The organism is Candidatus Krumholzibacteriota bacterium (genome assembly GCA_016932415.1).
Classification (GTDB): domain Bacteria; phylum Krumholzibacteriota; class Krumholzibacteriia; order Krumholzibacteriales; family Krumholzibacteriaceae; genus Krumholzibacterium.
Genome location: JAFGCX010000007.1, coordinates 93,216 through 112,157, shown reverse-complemented (window position 1 = coordinate 112,157; position 18,942 = coordinate 93,216). Strand labels below are relative to the sequence as shown.

Genomic DNA, 18,942 nt, shown 5'->3' with positions numbered 1-18,942 from the left:
TGTCATATCCACTTAGTCAGCCGTGGGATAGTTGATGGCGGCAGAGCGGCCATCGACTTCGATGATGCTCTTGTTCGCGTCGCAACCGGCGATAATTGGATGATCAGAACCGGCGTCAGGATTGGCCAGGATCTGGAATGAAATATTGTCAAGGTTCTCGAGAAGCAGCAGGCCATAGCTCGCTACATGTATCGGACCTTCGAAAGCGGAGAACATGTCTCTATTGAAACTGATAGCGATCCCGCTGAAAGGATCACCCATCGATAGAGAGACATAGCTCGGGAATGAAACATATGTGTGGGTATACTGTGTTCCCATACCGAGAGCGATGCCTTCACTGTCAAACATGTTGATCATGAACTCGGTGGCAGTAGCACAATCGACTTCGCTGTCTTCAAGCATAATGAAGACGTGACAGTCGAGAGCCGAGAAAGCCATTGTTTCCGCGCCGCAGACAGTGGCGTCTTCGTCAAAGAAGATAGCCAGTGAAGGGTTGGACGGTACATCGATATTCAGAGTCAGCTCTGCGGTATCGGTGTGAGGCGTGTCGGCTGCGTCTGTGCAGACTACGCTGAACGCGTGTTCTTCAACTGTTTCCAGCATACCTGTGATCTTACCATCGGCTGAAAGACTTACGCCATCGGGCAGAGTCGAACCAAGGGCAAGGGACCAGGTGTAGGGCGCTGTTCCGCCAGTTGCTTCAAGGGTGAAATTGTACGGCGTACAAGTATAACCCTGGGTAAGCACTGTCGATGTTACTGCCAACTCTTCGGGAGTCGGGGTAACGGTTGTGTCGTCATCCGAGCAGGAAATGATCAGACTGCTCACAGACAAAGCTAGCAGGACTACGAAGACCTTCCTCATGATGAGACCTCCTTCTCTTCGAGTGAGTCCTTTAATTGTCCCCTCGGACTGCTTACAGCAACCTGTGTGCCAATTGCGCTAACGGGGTTTATTGGCTGAGTAACTGCAATGTACGCAAGGGATTATAAATCGTTAAAAAACCCGGAGCGGAAGTCTCCTCCTTCTTTCGTGATTCTCATTATGCCATGGATGATCTTATGCAGGTCTTTGATTCTGAGATGTCTTCCGTTCAATATCATACTGCTTTATAAGATCTGTAAGGGGTTTACGGCGTCATTCACGCAGAATGCATGATGCCGTTCCGGCAGTAATGCTTTAAGAGCGCCTGCCCGGGTGACAAGACGCGTAAAAGTCTCGCCGGGGCGCCGGTGCCGGTGAGATAATGAATATACCGGCCCGCCGGAGTGTATTTATTTTTAGAGCAATCAATGATTGAAGCTCTCGGGCTCAGGAGATATACTCTCGCTGGCGAGGCAGGCTGATCGCAGCGGAGCCTGGACAGGTACTTCAGATCCGGAACGGAGGATAGAGATGATGATATGGATTTTTCCGATTATACTGGTCGTCCTTCTTTTTATCGTCGTAGGTCTTTATAACACTCTGGTGAGGTTGAGAAAAAGATGCGATAACGGGTGGGCGCAGATAGACGTCCAGCTCAAGAGGCGTTACGATCTCATACCGAATCTCATCGAAACGGTCAAGGGGTATATGGCGCACGAGAAGACCGTCCTTGAAAATGTCACGAAAGCGAGGCAGCAGGCTATCGACGTCTCCGGCGTCAAGGACCAGGCGAAGGCGGAGAATATGCTTACAAGCACTCTGCGCACGCTTTTCGCCGTATCGGAAAACTATCCCGATCTCAAGGCGAACACCAATATGCTCGCGATGCAGGAAGAACTCGTCTCGACCGAAAACAAGATATCGTTCGCCAGGCAGCACTATAACGACTGCGTGATGAGCTATAACACGAGGACCGAGACTGTACCGTCAAATTTCGTGGCGGCTATCTTTGGATTCAAGCAGGCCGATTTCTTCGAACTGGAGGACGAGGGCCAGCGGGAAGCTCCGAAGGTAAGTTTTTAATCGATCTTTTTGATCTGCCCGGAAGGGCTGGACCGCCAGGCGGATAGTGACGCGGAGGCGATCGTCATGATGTACGACAACATATCGGCCAATAAGAGGAATTCCTGGCTGCTTGTATTTTCCGTGACCGCTTTTCTTCTGGTCCTCGGGTATTTTCTCGGGGAATACTATGGAAGCGGCTATTTCGGAATGGGCCTGGCTATAACGGTCGCCGTGATAACGGCGCTGTTCAGCTACTATAAGGGCGCCGGGATGATCCTTGGCATGAGCCGCGCCAGGAAGATCGAAAAAAAGGACTATCCCCAGCTGTTCAATGTCGTGGAGGAACTCTCCATCGCTGCCGGTCTCCCGATGCCGGAGATCTATGTGATAGATGATTCCGCGCCCAATGCTTTCGCCACCGGAAGGGACCCGGAGCACTCGGCTGTAGCGATAACCACCGGATTGATGGAGAAGCTCGATCGCGACGAGCTCCAGGGAGTGATGGCTCACGAGCTTTCACATGTGGGAAACAGGGATATTCTCTTCTCAATGATGGTCGGTATCATGGTCGGGTCGATAGTGCTATTAAGCGATTTTTTCCTCAGATCGGTATTCTGGGGCGGGGGAAGGAAGAGGGGCAAGAGCAAGGGGGGGAATGGGCTTCTGATAATCATCGCCATTCTTATGGCTGTGCTGGCGCCGATATTCGCCAAGATACTTCAACTCGCCGTATCGAGGCAGAGGGAATATCTAGCCGACGCCTCTGCCGCGCAGCTCACGAGATACCCGGCGGGACTGGCATCGGCGCTGAAGAAGATATCGTCGGATAAAGAGGTGCTCGAGGCGGCGAACAGAGCGACCCAGCATCTTTATATAGTCAACCCGATCAAACCGTTTGAAAAAAGGGCGAAATCACTGTTCAGCACTCACCCACCGATAGAAGAGAGGATAGCCCGGCTGGAGAATATGTAAAAGACTGGCGCCTAGTCGATAAGCAGCCGCCCCTTCTCCATGATGATCTTTCCATCGAGTTCGACGGTCGGCTCTTTTACGATCCCGTCAAGATGGATCGGGACGTCTATCGTTCCTCCCATCGACATGTTGTTTCCCAGGGCGATATGTATCGTTCCCATAACTTTCTCATCCTCAAGGATATTCCCGATGATCTTCGCGGCGTCGTTCGTCCCGATCCCCAGTTCGGCGACATTGAATGCGAGCTTTCCGACATCCTCGAGCTTCTTGCGCAGTTCGTCAGCCTCCGGTCCCCCGGTTATCCTGGTGGCGAACCCCTTCTCGACTTTTATCGAGATCGGTTCCCTGCCGCTGAGGTCTCCGATTCCTGCCATCGACCCGTCGACGACGAATATACCTGAAGATTCACCTTCGGCAGGCCTCATATAAGCCTCTCCCGAAGGGAGGTTCCCGAAAGATCCGCGGTCGTGGATAAGCCCGGTGGAAGCTATCGCGTCGATGCCGCCGATAGGGAGGGTGATATCGGTTCCTGCTTCTGTAGTGACGCGGGCCACTGAAGCTTCCGTCATCAGGCGGGTAAGTCTCCTCGTCCTTTCGGCTATCTCGTAGTAGTCGGCGTTAAGGCAGCGTATCATCGTATCGCGGGTTATCCCCGGCATCGTGGCGACTCTCGCGCCGCTCGAGCAGGCGTTTCTCCTTGCCGCGGTGTGGGTAAGCGATTTTGAAGCGGGGATCAGAACGGCATCGGCCATTGTCATGGCGTTTGAGACGATCGCGGGAGGCTCCTCACCGTTTCTGCTCAGTGGCGAGATCTCCATCAGGATCGTCACCGCTCCGATAGCGCGCCCGGCTTCGGCAAGCCCCTCGCCTATCTCGACAAGGAGGGTGTCTGTCACGACGAGGAAAGTCTCGCCCGCTTTGACATTAAGGCAGTCTTTTACCGCGATCATGGAGGCGTCGTATAGTGCTTTGTCCATTAAGTACTTCCTTTCGATCGATCATTATAACGCGAATCGCCCCCAGTCGGCGGCGCTCCCCGCAATATTAACAATTCTCAGCTATCTTATCATCTGTTAAATGAATCGGGGACGGGAGCTGTAGCTTCTACAATGCCTTCGCGCGAAGGGTGCGGAAATGACATTTTCCACGCGTGCAGCATCAGCCGTTTATTCCCGCTGGCGGAGCCGTATTGCCCGTCCCCCTCGACTGGAAATCCTTTCGACGACAGATGTACTCTGATCTGGTGAGTCCTGCCCGCCGTCATGGTCAGCTCGACGAGCGATCTGCCGCCTGGGAGTCTTTTAACGAGGGAGTAGGAAGTCTCCGCCTTCCGCCCGCCCGGAGCGACGCGGCTCCGCGACCGGGTAGTCTTGTCGGTGATGATATCTCCCGATATCTTTCCTTCGGGAGGTTCGGGGACGCCCTTGACTACGGCGAGATATATTTTGACAAGAAGGTTGTCTTTTATCGTTTTGCTGAGCCCCCTCGCCGCGGGGCGCCTTTTCGCGATGATCAGTGCTCCGCTCGTCCCGCGGTCGAGCCTGTGGACCGGAGTGAAGGGAAAAGGCGTGCTCTCTTCCGGGCGCTGGATGCCACCAGAGAGGCTGTACCGGTCGAGAAGGTCGAGAAGGGACCCTTTTCCCTTTTCGTTTCCAGGCTGGACGCACAGCCCTGCTGGCTTGTCTATTATCATCAGATCGTCGTCTTCGTACAGGACGGCGATCTCGTTTCCGATCGAACCGAAGACAGCTCCGATCTTTGCGGCGGCGGCAGCGTCATAGCGCGGGAACGGAGCGGAACCGGCAGCGTGGCCGCGTTCTTCACGACCGGCGCCATAATCGATCTCGACAGCGTCCCCTGTTGAAAGTCTCGTTCTTCCTTCCGCCTTCGATCCGTTAACAAGGACCCGGTTCTTTCTTATGATCTCCTGGGCGGCGGGAAAGGAGATGCCGGGTATCGTAGCCCTGACGAACCTGTCGAGGCGGCTGCCATCCCATTCTTCGGTTATTGTTATTTTTTCCGCCATCAGTGACGTCGTTTCCACGATCGTTTTGATTATTGGACTTTGCCGCCGGCGCCTATTCCTCTTCGTCGAATTTTTCGAGAGCGGCGGTGAGAACGCTTACAGCCTCTTCATCTTCGTCAGCGATTATTATCTTGGTGATAGATTCTGCCGGATGGTTTTTTATCGCTTCGATCACCGCGGTCGCCGCGTCGCCGGGCGCGATTTTCCCCGCTTCGCCTGAAAATGAGGGACAGACTACAGTTTGCGCCTCGAGGCTTTCGGCAAGTCCCAACGCTGAAAGAAGAGCTTTTCGGAGCTTTTCGGTGTCAGGCGCGATATCGGCGGTATTGACATGTATGATCGCCGAGACCGGCAGTTCGCCCGGCCCCGTCGAAACAGCAGCTCCTGCCGCTACCGGAGCGAGCGAAGCCAGTTCATCCGTTACAGCGCCGCCCCCTGCTTCCAATACCTTCGAAGCAGTACGGGAGCGCGCTGATCCGTCGCCGGAGCAGGGAGAGATGATAATATCGGCGAAAATCTCGGCAAGCGGCGCTTTTCTCACAGAGACCCCGATCTCGCCTATACCGGTGAGGTACCTGTCTTCATCCATCGCTATACCGGCGAGGATGACGTCGGGGCGTTTTTTGAAATCGGAAAGAATAGTGCTTCCTTTTTTCGAGATCGATCCCGCCGTCTGGAAGAGGACGGCAGCGTCGATCTCTCCCTCTTCGAAAGCGATCATCCTGTCTGAAAGATGATCGACCAACTGCCTGCATTTATTCTTTTTCATCAGCTCTATGAACTGCTGCTTTCGCCTGTCTCTTTCATTGTCTGCTTCCCAGAACATCATAGCTCCTCCGTGATATTCGATCTGACAGATTGCCTGATTGTCGTTATATCGCAAGATGCCTTATATTTCCATTAATAAATTGTAATTTCCAAGCCGGGCGGTTCTGGTATACAATCGGTCGTCGTCCGCGGAGGATAGTAACAAATCTTCGAAAGGAGAGTCATGAAGGTCAGGAAAACAGCAGTATTGTTCCTCGCCGTCTTAACGGCGGCCCTTTCAGTCGCCATGGCCGCTTCGTCGGAAGAAAGCAGGCTGCCGTGGAGTCCGAAAGATATCTGGCAGCTGAAAAGAGTGAGCGATAATAATATTTCCCCTGACGGGAAATGGATAGCGTATGTAGTCTCGGTGACCGATTACGACGAGAACAGGGGTGATTCCGATATATGGGTCATACCCTCGTCGGGTGGAGAACCGAAAAAAATGACGAACAGTCCCAAAGGGGATAACCATCCGAGATGGTCTCCTGATGGCAGGGATATAGCCTTCCTGTCAAGCAGGGACGGGTCGACGCAGATATATATCATCCCGTTCGGGGGAGGAGAGGCGAGAAAGATAACCGATTTCCCCGGAGGCGTCGGTGATATGGAGTGGCTTCCCTCGGGCAGTGGATTCATCTTTACGGGACGGGTATATCCCGACTGCCCTGATCTTGATTGCGTCACCGAACGGGACAAGGCGAAGGAGGAGAGAAAACTCTCCGCGATGGTCCATCGCAAGCTTCTCTATCGGCACTGGGATACTTATGAAGACGGCAAGGCTCAGCATCTTTTCACTGTCGATGCGGGCGGGGGAGATCCTGTCGACATCACGGCGGGGCTTGAATATGACGCCCTGACATACTGGCTCGCGTCGGCAGGACGAGATTTCGACGTAAGTCCCGATGGAAAGACCGTCTATTTCTCGGGGAAACAGGATCCCGACCAGGCAGTATCGTATAACGAGGAGATATGGTCTGTCCCCGTCACGGGCGGAGAGATAAGGAGGATCACCTCGAATCCCGCCGCCGACAGCCATCCGCGCGTTTCTCCCTGCGGCAGGTTCCTCGCGTGGAGGGGGACTCGCAGGCCGGGATATGAATCTGACAGGTACGAAATTATGGTGCTCGATCTCAAGGGAGGAAAGCCGAAAAGCCTGACGGCTGATTTCGACAGAAGCGTGTCATCCCTCTTCTGGAGTCATGACGGAAGCAAGATATACTTCGAGGCTGAGGATAAGGCTGATATCGACCTCTTCAGCGTCGATGCCGCCGGTGGAGCGGTAAAGAAGGTCGTCGGAGCGAAGAACGCCGGGAAGGGATATCATCTGGGATTCGATGCCGGGCCCAAAGACAGGTTCTTCACCTTCCTTTACCGGCCGATGAAGCATTACTACGAGATATTCAGAATAGAACCGCGCGGCGGCAGATCGAAAAAGATCACCGACGTCAACGCTGATGTTTACGCGAAGTATCATTTCCCAGATGCCGAAGAGGTCTGGTTCGAGGGATCGGGCGGGACTATGGTCCACGGATTCCTCGTCAAGCCGATGAATTTCGATCCGGCGGTAAAATACCCGATGCTGGTAAGGATACACGGAGGCCCTCAGCAGATGTTCGGGTACGCCTACAGGACGGAATTCGCCGTCTTCTCAGGCTCGGGATACGCCGTCTTCTTCTGTAATCCGAGAGGATCGACCGGTTACGGGACCGAGTTCTGCGACGGGATCAATTACGACTGGGGGGGAAAGGTCATCGAGGATATAAAGAATGGCGTGCGCCACGTGATCGCCAATAACGAGTGGATAGATGAAACGAAAGTGGGCGCCTGGGGCGGTTCGTTCGGCGGATTCGTCTGCAACTGGTTCCAGGGGCATAACAGCGACAAGATGTTCTCCGTCCTGGTCACTCACGCAGGAGAAGCCGATCAGTGGAGCTCGTACGGTTCGACCGAAGAGTTGTGGTTTCCCGAGTGGGAATTCGGAGGGACTCCGTGGGATACTCCCGAGATGAACGACGAGATGTCGCCGATACGTTACGCCGGGGATTTCAACACGCCTCACCTGATAATTCACGGGGAGCTCGATTACAGGGTGCCGATCACCGGCGGCGAACAGATGTTCACCGCCCTTCAGAGGCAGGGCGTTCCCTCGAAGATGATCCGCTATCCGGATGAGAATCACTGGATACTCAAGCCTCATAACTCCCGTTTCTGGTACGCGTCGATACTCGACTGGTTCGATCAGTGGCTGAGAAGGGGCGGAGAGGAACTGCCGATAGAGGGATTTGAGGATATCTGAGAGGCGGGAGGATCGTCAGTGCCTATCGAGAAGCTCGAGGCTTTCTCTGGCCTGCCTGTCCGCGGGATTTTTCCTGAGGGCTTCCTCAAAGGAGGCCCTCGCTTTTATTTTGTCTCCATGGCCGACATAGACGATGCCAAGCCGGACGAGTTGCCGGGATTCACCGGTGACTGTATCTTTCGCGACCGGAGTATTGACCAGCCTGGTGATGAGAAGGAATATTATTATCGCCAGGACAGCCGGGACCCATTCTCTCTTTATGAGCATCTTCAATATACCGGCCGCTCCCGCTCCGGCGAACGGTATTAGAAAGACAACGATGGGCAGCCTGTATCTTGCCAGGACGTAGAATAAAAGAGCGGCGGCGAAATAAGCCGCAATCCCTCCGTAGAGAAGCGTCAGCTGTCGCCACCTTCCGCGCGAGATGAAGATCCCCGCCAGGGCCAGGGGCGCGACGATCCCGAAAGTGAAAAGCGGAAGAGAGAGTATTCCGCCGAAACGCCTGTGAAAGGGGAGACTCTCGATATTCGCCCTTTCATAGCTGTTCCAGAAATAGACCGATTTGCGGCCCAGCAGCCTCATCCACCTGATCGGATCTTCCAGGATGGAATCTTTACCCTTTCTCATCCAGAACCTTGAAACTTCAGAGTGGGTAAGGTCTTTCCCCTCCTCGTCCGAAGCTATATCGTGCATTCGGATCCTCTGCTCCTCGGGCGATCCGCCGAGGGCTTCTCCCCGGTAGAAGGGGACGGAATAGAAACCGTTCGCTTCAGGGTTGTTTCCGATATAGAAGTTTATTCCGCCGCCGGTAGTGAGAGGGATGAATTCTCCCGTGAGCCTGGCGTTCCTGATTGATAGCGGAGCCGCGGCGATCGCGATGCCGAAGACCATCATGACCGAGGAGAACGAAAGAGTCCTCAAGTAACCGGCCCACTCTCTTCGCCTGTCAGCCAGGTATCCACCCTCGAATTTCCTGATCCTGAGCAGGAGGTGCAGTATGGCAAAAGGAAGCAGAAGCAGAGCGACAGGTTTGGCCATTACGGAGAGGCCGAGAACGAATCCTGCGAGAAGAAGCCTCGGCGCCGACGGGTAGCGGCTTTCAGGTATCATGAGAAAAACGAAAAGAGAATTGAGGAAAAGCACAAGGGTCGCCGGAGCGAGGACTCCTTCATAGAAGATAGCCGGCAGGTAGAGGGCGATGAACGTCCCGGCTATGATCCCCGCGGCAGACGAACGGAAGAGCCTCCTTGTGTAAGTGAGGATCAGTCCGACCGTTATCGTTCCAAGGAGAGCCTGGACGGCCCTGACAGCGGTGAGACTGGGACCGAAGACCCTGTAGATGGTAGAGACGAACCAGGGGAAGAGGGGGGCCTGCATCAGCTGTGTTGATACCGGGTCTCCTCCCCATACGATCACTTTGGCCCAGCGGTCGTATACGGCGGCGTCGAGCACCAGGTCTGTCGCAAGCGGATTCAGTTTTGCGGTGAAGAGGAGATGTGCGAGTCGAAGCGCCAGAGCGGTAAAGACAACGAGCGCGGCAAGAAACGATTCGCTGATAAAAAGCCTGCTGCTGTCTTTTTTCACCTGTCTCATCGCGGCGTGTCCTCGCAATCCTATTCAAGCAGGTCGTCTTCCAGGATGATATCTTCTATATGGCGTTTGTCCTCGTTCGTTCTGACAAGCGCGATCACGTGTTCAAACTCTTTTTTTACGTCCTCTTCGAATCCTTCGACCATTTTCATCGTACTCTTACCACTGCTGGTCCTTGTGAAACGCATCTTTCTCAGAAGCGATTCATAAGATTTGTCCGATGTATACGAAAGAAGAGTGTATCTCGCGACGAACTCCCCGCATTCGCCGCATTCGATATAGACGCGCACCCGCTTTCCCTTGGAGAAAAACATGTTGTTTTTAGTCAGGGTGGAACCGCATGAAGGGCAGTGCTCCACTCTTGCCCTTTCTATCCCTTTCTTTTTTTCGTCCATCAGTATCAGGTTCTCCTTTCGGATTCAGATCGGGCCCCGTCTCATCGTCAGAAGAGCAGAAAGAGGTAAAGAGTGACTGCCAGAACGGAAACCAGAGTTATTATCGATCCGCTCCTTGCCATCTCCCTGACTTGGACCTGGCCGGAGCCGTAAGCGATCGCGTTGGGAGGAGTGCTTATCGGTAGAATCATGGCAGCCGAGGCGGCGAGGGCTATTACGACGGCGCTCGTCTGCGCCGGTACAACAGTTATTCCCACGGCGATTGGGACAAGCAGGTTTGCCGTGGCGCTGTTCGAGATGAAGGTGGTCATCGCCGCGGCGGAGAGGGCGAACAGGAGAAGCACGGGAAAGAGTCCTATTCCGCCGAACGGTATCAGGCTGACCATCCATCTGCTCAGGCCGCTTTCCTGCATCGCCACGCCGAGGCTCATTCCGCCTCCTATTATGAAGAGTATGTTCCAGCCCAGGTCCTTCAGGTCCTCTTCCTCGAGGATTCGGAGGCTGAAAAATACGATCACCGGTATCAGCGCGACGATCGACGAGGGAATACCGTGGAATTTCGAAGTAAGCCATAGGATGATCACAGCGGCGAATGTATACAGTATGAATTTTGATTTAACGCCGAGAACCTCTTCTTTCTCAGGCATTTTTATCTCGATCGTCTTTATCGCTGTTGGAAACATCCTGCAGAGGATCAGCCAGCAAGCAGCGAGGAGAATGAGGACGAGGGGGAGGCCGCGGATCATCCATCCGGTGAATGTTATCCCCATACCCATGTTGTCGAGTATTCCCATCGCGATGGCGTTGGGAGGAGTGCCGATCGGCGTTCCCATTCCGCCGATATTCGCCGCGAACGGGATTCCCAGTATGATCGCTTTTCTGAACGGCTCGTCGGCCGGGAACGGCCTCATCACCGGTATCGCAACTGCCAGCATAAGGGCGGTTGTCGCCGTGTTCGAGATCCACATCGAGAGAAAAGCCGTCGTCACCATCATCCCGAGAAGAACTGTATTCGGCTTTCTGCCGACGCGGCGAAGGATCGACCTTGAGATCCTCTCGTCGAGTTTATACCGTTTTACGGCGTTGGCCATGGCGAACCCGCCGAGGAAAAGGACTACGACCGGGTTAAAAAAAGGTGTCAGGAATATCGCGTACTGGTTTCCGGAGAAACCGAGCGGTCCCGAGCTTCTACCGAGGAAGACCACTTCAAGAAATACGATGATGAAGGATGTAACATAGAGAGGGAAAGGTTCGAGTACCCATAGAATAGCCGCGACCGTGAATATCCCGAGAGTGACCTGGCCGGCAGGGCTGAGGCCTTCCGGAGTGAATCGGCTGACGGCGAATCCGGCGGCGAGGGAAATGGCGACGATTATCAATGTCCTGATATTTTTCCCTGTAAGGATTTCCATCTCCATCTCCTTTCATCCGAGTCGAATCCGAGATATCTGAAAGCTTTCCAGGCGGCCAGAGCGAGAAGGGCGCCGATCGCGATCCCCGCCGACACGTCCGAGGTCCAGTGGACTCCTATGTAAACTCGTGAGTAGGATACTGCCAGCGCTATCAGAAGAAGCGGAATTATCCATTTTCTGTAGACGAGGCCGAGAAAAAGCATCGCCGCTGTCATATTTGCAGCGTGGTTGGAAGGGAACGAAAAGGATGATTTATAACTTTTCGTCACCTGCAGCGGAGTCGTTATCCACCCCGCCGTTCCATGCCAGAAATGCACTCCACCAAGGACCTGGCAGGGGCGGGCCCGGGCTACGGCGGGTTTTATCAGTGAGGCGCAGAGCTGGTCGGAAGCTGCGATAAGGGGTATCATCATGAAAGCGGCCCAACGTCCCTTTGGCCCGCCGGCAAGTACAAGGAAGGCCCATACGACCAGCAGTACTATCCTCCATTTGCTGAAATCGGTGATGACCGGCATGACAAGATCGAAAAACCGGTTCTGAGCGGCGGTGTTCAGCGCCCGGAAGAGGGAGACTTCGATCTCCGGTTCGCCGTGGGTCTTTTCCGGCAGCGTATCTTTCACCGCCCCGGCGACGGAGGGTCCTGTCGATAAGGAATCTGCCAGGACCGCGCATGGCAGCCCCGGCAGACTCAGCAGCATTATCATTATAAAGGTGGCGGTTCTCATTTCCCGCTCCATCAGAGGTCTGGGTTAGAAAGCCATCCCGACAGTAATCGATATATACGTCGATGAGTCGCCGTCGGTAAAGACCTGGTTGAGCATCGGCTGGACTATCAATTCCCTGCTTCCTCTCTCGAGGATCACGCCGCCGCCGAGACAGAGGCCCATGTTGATATCGGAATCATCATAGTTTTCCGTGATACCACCAGCCGTCACGTCGACATCGAATGAGAACCTGTAGAATCCGAGTCCTCCCTGGGCGAAAAAGGTCGTCGAGGATGCATCCTTGTTGGGGAAGAGATAGCGCGCCATCGGCATGAACTCCATCATCGAAGATCCGCCGTCCACATCGCTGCCGGTCCATCCTCCATCGTCGATCCCCCATTTGTTGTAAGCTATCCTTCCTCCGAAATGCAGGCGCTCCGACCAGGGATAGAATCCATTGACGCCTATTACGAAGCCGGTGTTGTAAAAATCGGAGATATCTCCCATCGGCATGCTTATTCCGGCGTCGACGCTGAAGAGAACTTTATCGAAAAACGATCCTGAGCCGCCATCGCCTGCATTCTCCACGGTCGATTGCGCCAGGGCTTCGACAGGCGCTATGAGCAGAGTTAAAGCGATGATAACGAATAATCCTTTCCAGATCACTTCCTCCTCCTTTTCCCCGGGCGGCTTGCCGCCTGGCAGGTTTTGACTCCGGCATACGGCCCCAGAATCGAATGCTGAGGCCGAAGGTCGGTAGTACTTTACATCTTTTACGATATTTTTCAAGCCTTGTTCCTCTTCTTTGCGCGTGAAACAAGAGAAAAATGCCGGCCACCGCGTAAAGAGAGCTTTGCGTCACCCCGTGAAACTGTCCTATACTGATTGCCGGTAAATATTACCGATCAAGGATGTGGCGTGAAATACTCCCGGGCTTCTCGATGGAGGGATCGATGAAAATTATCATCAGGACATTTCTGCTTTTCGGCATGGCTTTCTTCATCTCCTGCTCAAAGGGAGGGGAGCGGGAGTGTGAGCGTACCTTTGCAACGGTAGAGGCTGAGGCCGGTATCGACACCCTTCTTGCCGGCGTGCTCGCAAGAGACAGCACTATCCCGGGGATATCGATATATATCGATCAGCCGGGCCTTTGTCTTTCCTATGGCTCGGCGGCTGGATTTGAAGGGATGACCGGGGGAGCGCCGCTGACGGTGGATCACGCCTTCCGGATTGCCAGCAATACAAAGACATTTATCGCCGTTTCGATCCTCCGGCTCTTCGAGGAAGGGAAGATCAGGCTCGACGATCCGATCAGCCACTACCTGCCGCCGCTTTATGTCGATATGCTTGTCGCCGACGGATACCGGCCGGATATGATGAGGATCAGGCATCTGCTTACACACACGAGCGGTATGTACGAACACGCCGGTGAGGAGTATACAGAGATGATCCTTGACGATCCGGGGAGAAAGTGGAGCAGGCTCGATCAGTTGAAGCTTGCGATCGAACTTGGCGCTCCATACGGCGGACCGGGCGAGAGGTGGCACTATTCTGATACGGGGTATATCCTCCTTGGAAAGATCCTCGAGGAAGTCACCGGAAAAACTATGGCTGGGGCGATGCGCGACCTGGTCGGATTCGACAGGCTCGGGCTCGATCATACCTGGACCGAATCTGTCGAAGCGGTCCCCGCCGCCGTGGGCGCTATAGCTCACCAGTACTTCGGGGACGCCGATTCATATGACGTCGATCCATCTATCGATCTCTACGGCGGCGGAGGACTGATCTCTACGGCGAGGGATCTGGCCCTCTTCGAAAAGGCGCTGTTCAGCGGGCAGGTCTACAAGCAAAAATCGACTCTCGATACTATGCTGTCGATGGTGATCGCTCCCGACCAGGGAACGTACAGGGCGGGAATATGGAGTATCGAAGTCGACGGGATCACGGGATGGGGACATACGGGGTTCTGGAACACATTCACTTTCTATTTTCCGGAGATCGATCTTGCCGTGGCAGGGGCTGTAACCCGGAGAAACGCCGTGAAAGGCAGAGTCCTGACCGATGAAGCGGTCAGGATCATTCGCGGGATCCTTGAGAAGAAGGGGGCAGAAGAGTCCGGTAGACCTCTTTGACGATCCGGCACGATCTCTCCCAGCTGTACTGCTCCGCTTTATGCCTCGCCATCGAGGCGCAGCGCTCCCTGAGCCGGGCGTCGGAAATCATTTTTTCAAGAGCTTCGCCAAGCGCCCCGGCGTCGGCGGCGGGAACGCATATTCCGATCCCATCGGTGACTTCCTGGCAGCTTCCGACGTCGGTCGTCACGGCGGGCAGTCCCGTCGCGATACCTTCGAGAAGCGCCTTTGGGAAACCTTCTGATATGGAGGACATCACGTATATCCTGCTTTCGTTCAATATTCTCAGGATCTCATCATACCCTTTTTTGCCAGCGAGCGAGATCCGTGCCGTCAGCCCGAGACGGTCGATCTGGTCCTGCAGCTCCTTCCTTAGAGGGCCCTCGCCGATGATGACGAGCCTGTAACCTCTTTCTCCAAGCATCGAAAAAGCTTCGACAAGGTATTTATATCCCTTCTGCCATCGAAGGTTGCCGAGGGCGACGATCTGATCCTTCCTCTCCAGCCCGACATCTCTGAATCTTTCCGTATCGACTCCGTTGGGAGCATAGTGGATGATTCTTTCCGGAAGAAATCCGGCGATTGCTTCCCTCATCGTCGATGACACGTGGAATACGGCGTCGACTGTTTTACTGATCGTCAGTTTCAGCAGGGGGGATCTTTTTATCCTCAGCAGGTCCGATCCATGGAAGGTCATGCATATCTTCGCCCGAAGGAAAAGTTTCGCCCAGATGGCGTGCATAAGGTAGAGGGGGGAGTGTATGTGAACGATATCAGGCCCGAAACGGCGCATCTGAGAGGTGGAGGCGGCAAAGAATCTCACCAGTCCCCTTATCTTGGCCGCCGCCGTGATAAGGTCCGGCTTTTCGCCGAAAGCGGGGCTGTCATAATCTATCATCATCAGATCGGTGTTGTCCGGTACGGGGAGAGCGTCTTCGACTTTTCTCGTCAGGAAGAGGGTCGGAGCGCCTGTCTCAGAAGAGAGGTAATACCCGGGCAGTCCGGTTCCCGGAGAGGCGTGCGTAGGATATGAGGCGATCCTGCAGACCCGCAGATATGAAAGATCCTCTTTTTCCGCCGGAGAAATCGCCCGCGCGGTTCTTTTTTCTTCGAGAGTTCGCATCAGTAGTATGTCGCCCTTCTCGGTATCTGTCCCCTGAAAATCGTGTACGCGATCCTTGCTATCGTGAAGGAAAAAAGGATCAGAGCGTAAGAGGGGATCAGCCAGCTCCTTGACTCGACTCCGGTGATCGATTCGACGATCATCGAGATGAGGTAGAGGTCGAGAAAGGTCTGTAATCCAGATGCCCTGCTCGCCGCCAGTACCGACCACTTCACGATCGGCGCGAGAGCGCTTCTGCCAGCGTTCCGGCCGCCTTCCTCGATATCGCCGCGGTCGCGCTTTCCGAAGTTGGCGCGGAACCAGCAGTCGACCGAGGCGCGGTTCAGGGTGATCGAAAGCATCAGTACGGCGCCGGTGACAAGTCCCCAGGCTTTTCCAGTATCGAGGAAGAACCTGAATGGTATGGCGAAAAGAACGATATTATACACGAAGTAATGAGTGAGGTAGTCGAGGTAGGCGCCGAAGGGGCTGAAAGTATCGCGGTACCTAGCCACTTCCCCGTCGGAGACGTCGACTATCACGTGCAGGCGGTAAAGTATGTATCCCGCCGCCGCGCCGGCGACTCCAGGGGAAAGAAAGCAGAGAGCTCCGACAGTTCCAAGAAAGGTGAAGAGCCATGTGACCTGGTTGGCGGACATCTTCATCATGAGAAAAAGCCGCGTGAAATAGATCGATATCCTCGCCGCCGAGCCCATCGTACGCTGGTTGTCATCGAAATTATCCCTTCTGCATATCTCTTTCAGCCGGGCTATCGATTCCATCGCCGTCCCTTTCTTATATATTGACTATATCAGCCGCGAAATTCTCGATATGTTTGCGGATGAATGACAGATCCGAGTGGAAATCGATCTCCGCCCAGTCTTCGCGGGAACATTCGTGATAATGGACCGGGTATCCCTTGTCCATGATATTCTGGAGGGCGGCAAGATAGAATATCTGTTTGTTTTCTTCTTTTCGAGCCATCTCCTCGAGAGTATCGAGGATTATCCCCCTCCCCTTTCCCCTGAACATGATCATCCCGATCGATTCTCCGTTCGCTTCCTCTTCTCCGATCTGTTTGCTTACTTTGTGGACGAGCCCGCCGGAAGTGACGACTTTCATGTCGTCCGAATCGTACTTTTCCTTCCGGTCGATCACCATCGTTATATCATGGCGCGATTCGATCAGCCCGGAAAGGACATGCGGGCGGAAGACGTCATCCCCGTTGACGAGGACGAAGTTCTCGTTAGTCTGACGCACCGCCATCCAGGCGGATATCAGATTGTTGCTTGTGGCGAAAAACGGGTTATAACATATCGAGATCTCCGGATCAGTGCGGTCGATTATCTTTGCTTCGATCTGTTCGGTCTTGTACCCGGTCACGATAGTGACATCGTGTATTCCCGCTTCGACGATATGATCGAGCTGGCTTTCGAGTACCGTTTTGCCGCCTCCGAGTTCGAGAAGGGATTTCGGACTGTTCTTCGTCAGTGGATAGAGGCGCTCTCCCTTTCCCGCGGCGAGTATGATCACTTTCATCTTTCCTTCATTCCTTCCCTGTCATGACAGGCCGATATCCTGCCTTAAGCGTTCTGAACGAGGTGGATTTTTCCAATGTCAGGTGTCTCGTTCACCGGAACCTGATCGATATATTCCCTGAACCAGATCTCGAGGTTCATAAGCATCCAGAGTTTCAGGGATGAAGAATGATTGCTGGTCCTGTCTCCGGCCAGCCATTTTTCAATCGCGTCGAGGTTGAAGATCCCGCGCCGCCTGGTCCTTTCATCAAGAAGGATCTCTTTCATGAACTCCTGGTATCTTCCTCCCGTCCATCTGTCAAGGGGCACGGGAAACCCCATTTTCCTGCGGTCTGTTATTTCTTCGGGAAGATCGTCGCGGTATGATGCCTTGAGAATATATTTTGGCGTATCGTAGATCTCGCTGATCTCGTCACTCGGCAGAAAGGCGGCCATCAGCCTGTGCACGTCACTTTTCCATCTTAGTTTGTATTCAAAAGGCATCGAGAAGACGAACTCTATCAATTCATGATCGACGAACGGCACCCTTGCTTCGACAGAGGTCGCCATCGTCGTCATGTCGACCCGCATCAGAAGGTTTTCGAGATGCGTTTTTTGAAAGATATAAAGGAGTTTTTCATAGTGTGATGCTCCTTCCATTTCCTTGAACTGACGGGCAAAAAAGTCGACCACTCTTGAATCTCCGTTTATTTTGTCTATTATCCGGCTCGAAAGGAGAGCTTCCTTGTCAAGCCTGCTGAGCCAGTGGTACTTGTTGATAAAGTGATCGAGTTCCCCGACGAAACTTCTCACACCGTAAATATCCTGCAGTTTCGAAAGTAGTCTCTCCCGGTATTCAGCGTGGATCGTCGTGTCATCCTCGAGGAACCGTGCCCTCTCGTAGTCGAACGGCGACCTGAATATCCTGCCGTATCCGGCGAAGAGTTCGTCGGCGCCTTCTCCCGAAAGAACGACAGTTATATCCTTGCGCAGCTCTCTCGACATGATATGGAGCGGCACTTCATTGGCGACGGCGAGCGGGGCATCCTTCATCCTGATCAGCCTGGGGATAAGATCGATATATTCACGGTCATCGACGATTATCTCTGTATGATCGGTCCGGAACGCGTTGGCGACCGCTCTGGCATATTTGAGTTCGTTAAAACCCTCGTCCTCGAACCCGATCGTGTATGTCTTTACCGGTTTCGCGCTGAGACGGGCCATTATCGAGACGATTATCGAACTGTCAAGGCCGCCGCTGAGATAGGCGCCGAGAGGCACATCGCTTATCATGCGGCTTTTAACCGAACGCTTCAGCAGCGAACGGATCTTGCTGATGTAATATTCTTCTCCCCTGTCCCTGCCTTTGCCCGGAGCGGGAAGGTTCCAGTACCGGACCTTGGACATATATCCGTTCTCAACTATCAGCAGATGTCCGGGAGAGAGTTTTTCGATGCCTGTGAAAAGGGTCTTTTCTCCGGGTACGCACCTGTAGCCGAGATAGCTTGATATGCTTTCCGGATCGACTTCGCGCCGGAAACGCGGGTGCGCGAGGATCGATTTCATCTCAGAGGCGAAAAGGAGAGTCCCGTCGACTATTGAAGTGTAGAGAGGCTTGATTCCAAGCCTGTCCCTGGCGATGACGAGCCGGCTATTTGCCTTGTCCCATAGCGCGAGGGCGAACATCCCGTTGAATCTTTCGACGAATTCAGTCCCCCATTCCTTATACGCTTCGATGATCACTTCGGTGTCGGAGCGGGTCCTGAAAGAATGGCCTTTCCGCGACAGCTCGCGTCGGATCTTTTTAAAATTGTAGATTTCTCCATTAAAGACGATCCAGATCGTCTTTTCGCTGTCCGACATCGGCTGGTGCCCCGTATCGAGATCTATGATGGACAGCCTTCTGTGGCCCAGCGCGATCCTGCCTTCGTAAAAAAACCCTTCGTCATCGGGCCCCCTGTGCTCGAGAAGAGATGTCATTCTTTCGAGCAGGGCGGGATCGGCATTTTCTCTTGGATCAAGGTGAAAGATCCCTGTTATTCCGCACATTCGAGGTCACT

At 54.0% G+C, this 18,942-nt stretch carries 17 protein-coding genes; 4 read left to right on the top strand and 13 right to left on the bottom strand.

From position 1 onward, the window contains the following. Positions 1 to 12 precede the first annotated feature (12 nt). Positions 13 to 864, bottom strand: coding sequence for a hypothetical protein (locus JW814_01255; protein ID MBN2070055.1), 852 nt, complete (start codon positions 862 to 864; stop codon positions 13 to 15). A gap of 531 nt (positions 865 to 1,395) precedes the next feature. On the opposite strand from JW814_01255, the gene JW814_01250 reads away from it, so the two are divergent. Then, positions 1,396 to 1,947 carry a LemA family protein gene (locus JW814_01250; GenBank protein ID MBN2070054.1) on the top strand — a complete coding sequence of 184 codons (552 nt, stop codon included), beginning with the start codon at positions 1,396 to 1,398 and terminating at the stop codon, positions 1,945 to 1,947. Positions 1,948 to 2,016: 69 nt separating this feature from the next. After that, positions 2,017 to 2,901 carry a M48 family metallopeptidase gene (locus JW814_01245; GenBank protein ID MBN2070053.1) on the top strand — a complete coding sequence of 295 codons (885 nt, stop codon included), beginning with the start codon at positions 2,017 to 2,019 and terminating at the stop codon, positions 2,899 to 2,901. Positions 2,902 to 2,912: 11 nt separating this feature from the next. On the opposite strand, the gene JW814_01240 is transcribed toward JW814_01245, so the two are convergent. The 3 genes from JW814_01240 to JW814_01230 form a co-directional block, all read right to left on the bottom strand. Then, positions 2,913 to 3,878 carry an aminopeptidase gene (locus tag JW814_01240; protein MBN2070052.1) on the bottom strand — a complete coding sequence of 322 codons (966 nt, stop codon included), beginning with the start codon at positions 3,876 to 3,878 and terminating at the stop codon, positions 2,913 to 2,915. Positions 3,879 to 3,967: 89 nt separating this feature from the next. Continuing rightward, the gene (locus JW814_01235; protein MBN2070051.1) at positions 3,968 to 4,927 is read right to left on the bottom strand and encodes an RluA family pseudouridine synthase; all 960 of its coding nucleotides are present in this window, start codon (positions 4,925 to 4,927) and stop codon (positions 3,968 to 3,970) included. 52 nt (positions 4,928 to 4,979) lie between these two features. Beyond that, positions 4,980 to 5,753 carry a macro domain-containing protein gene (locus JW814_01230; GenBank protein MBN2070050.1) on the bottom strand — a complete coding sequence of 258 codons (774 nt, stop codon included), beginning with the start codon at positions 5,751 to 5,753 and terminating at the stop codon, positions 4,980 to 4,982. 165 nt (positions 5,754 to 5,918) lie between these two features. Between JW814_01230 and JW814_01225 the strand changes: the two genes are divergently transcribed. Beyond that, positions 5,919 to 8,030 (top strand): S9 family peptidase, encoded by a 2,112-nt coding sequence (locus JW814_01225; protein MBN2070049.1) that lies wholly within the window; start codon positions 5,919 to 5,921, stop codon positions 8,028 to 8,030. 15 nt (positions 8,031 to 8,045) lie between these two features. Here JW814_01225 and JW814_01220 read toward each other — a convergent pair whose 3' ends face one another. The 5 genes from JW814_01220 to JW814_01200 are packed head-to-tail and all read right to left on the bottom strand — an operon-like array spanning position 8,046 to position 12,797. Further along, complete coding sequence (locus tag JW814_01220; protein MBN2070048.1) at positions 8,046 to 9,623, bottom strand: glycosyltransferase family 39 protein; 1,578 nt, start codon at positions 9,621 to 9,623, stop codon at positions 8,046 to 8,048. 20 nt (positions 9,624 to 9,643) lie between these two features. Continuing rightward, a complete protein-coding gene (locus JW814_01215; protein ID MBN2070047.1) occupies positions 9,644 to 10,015 on the bottom strand; it encodes a hypothetical protein in 372 nt (123 codons plus the stop codon). A 47-nt stretch (positions 10,016 to 10,062) separates the two neighbouring features. Next, entirely contained in the window at positions 10,063 to 11,427 is a 1,365-nt protein-coding gene (locus JW814_01210; GenBank protein ID MBN2070046.1) for a DASS family sodium-coupled anion symporter, read from the bottom strand. Next, positions 11,391 to 12,152, bottom strand: coding sequence for a phosphatase PAP2 family protein (locus JW814_01205; GenBank protein MBN2070045.1), 762 nt, complete (start codon positions 12,150 to 12,152; stop codon positions 11,391 to 11,393). The genes JW814_01210 and JW814_01205 overlap by 37 nt, the downstream gene beginning before the upstream one ends. Before the next feature lie 24 nt (positions 12,153 to 12,176). Next, a complete protein-coding gene (locus JW814_01200) occupies positions 12,177 to 12,797 on the bottom strand; it encodes a hypothetical protein (GenBank protein ID MBN2070044.1) in 621 nt (206 codons plus the stop codon). A gap of 287 nt (positions 12,798 to 13,084) precedes the next feature. Between JW814_01200 and JW814_01195 the strand changes: the two genes are divergently transcribed. Next, positions 13,085 to 14,263, top strand: coding sequence for a beta-lactamase family protein (locus tag JW814_01195; GenBank protein MBN2070043.1), 1,179 nt, complete (start codon positions 13,085 to 13,087; stop codon positions 14,261 to 14,263). Here the strand turns inward: JW814_01195 and JW814_01190 are convergent. The 4 genes from JW814_01190 to asnB are packed head-to-tail and all read right to left on the bottom strand — an operon-like array spanning position 14,208 to position 18,931. After that, the gene (locus JW814_01190) at positions 14,208 to 15,386 is read right to left on the bottom strand and encodes a glycosyltransferase family 4 protein (protein ID MBN2070042.1); all 1,179 of its coding nucleotides are present in this window, start codon (positions 15,384 to 15,386) and stop codon (positions 14,208 to 14,210) included. The two genes, JW814_01195 and JW814_01190, sit on opposite strands and share 56 nt — an antisense overlap. After that, positions 15,386 to 16,147, bottom strand: coding sequence for a CDP-alcohol phosphatidyltransferase family protein (locus JW814_01185; protein ID MBN2070041.1), 762 nt, complete (start codon positions 16,145 to 16,147; stop codon positions 15,386 to 15,388). The genes JW814_01190 and JW814_01185 overlap by 1 nt, the downstream gene beginning before the upstream one ends. A gap of 13 nt (positions 16,148 to 16,160) precedes the next feature. Next, the gene (locus JW814_01180) at positions 16,161 to 16,904 is read right to left on the bottom strand and encodes a phosphocholine cytidylyltransferase family protein (GenBank protein MBN2070040.1); all 744 of its coding nucleotides are present in this window, start codon (positions 16,902 to 16,904) and stop codon (positions 16,161 to 16,163) included. Positions 16,905 to 16,948: 44 nt separating this feature from the next. Further along, positions 16,949 to 18,931 carry an asparagine synthase (glutamine-hydrolyzing) gene (gene asnB, locus JW814_01175; protein ID MBN2070039.1) on the bottom strand — a complete coding sequence of 661 codons (1,983 nt, stop codon included), beginning with the start codon at positions 18,929 to 18,931 and terminating at the stop codon, positions 16,949 to 16,951. Between the last annotated feature and the right edge of the window lie 11 nt (positions 18,932 to 18,942).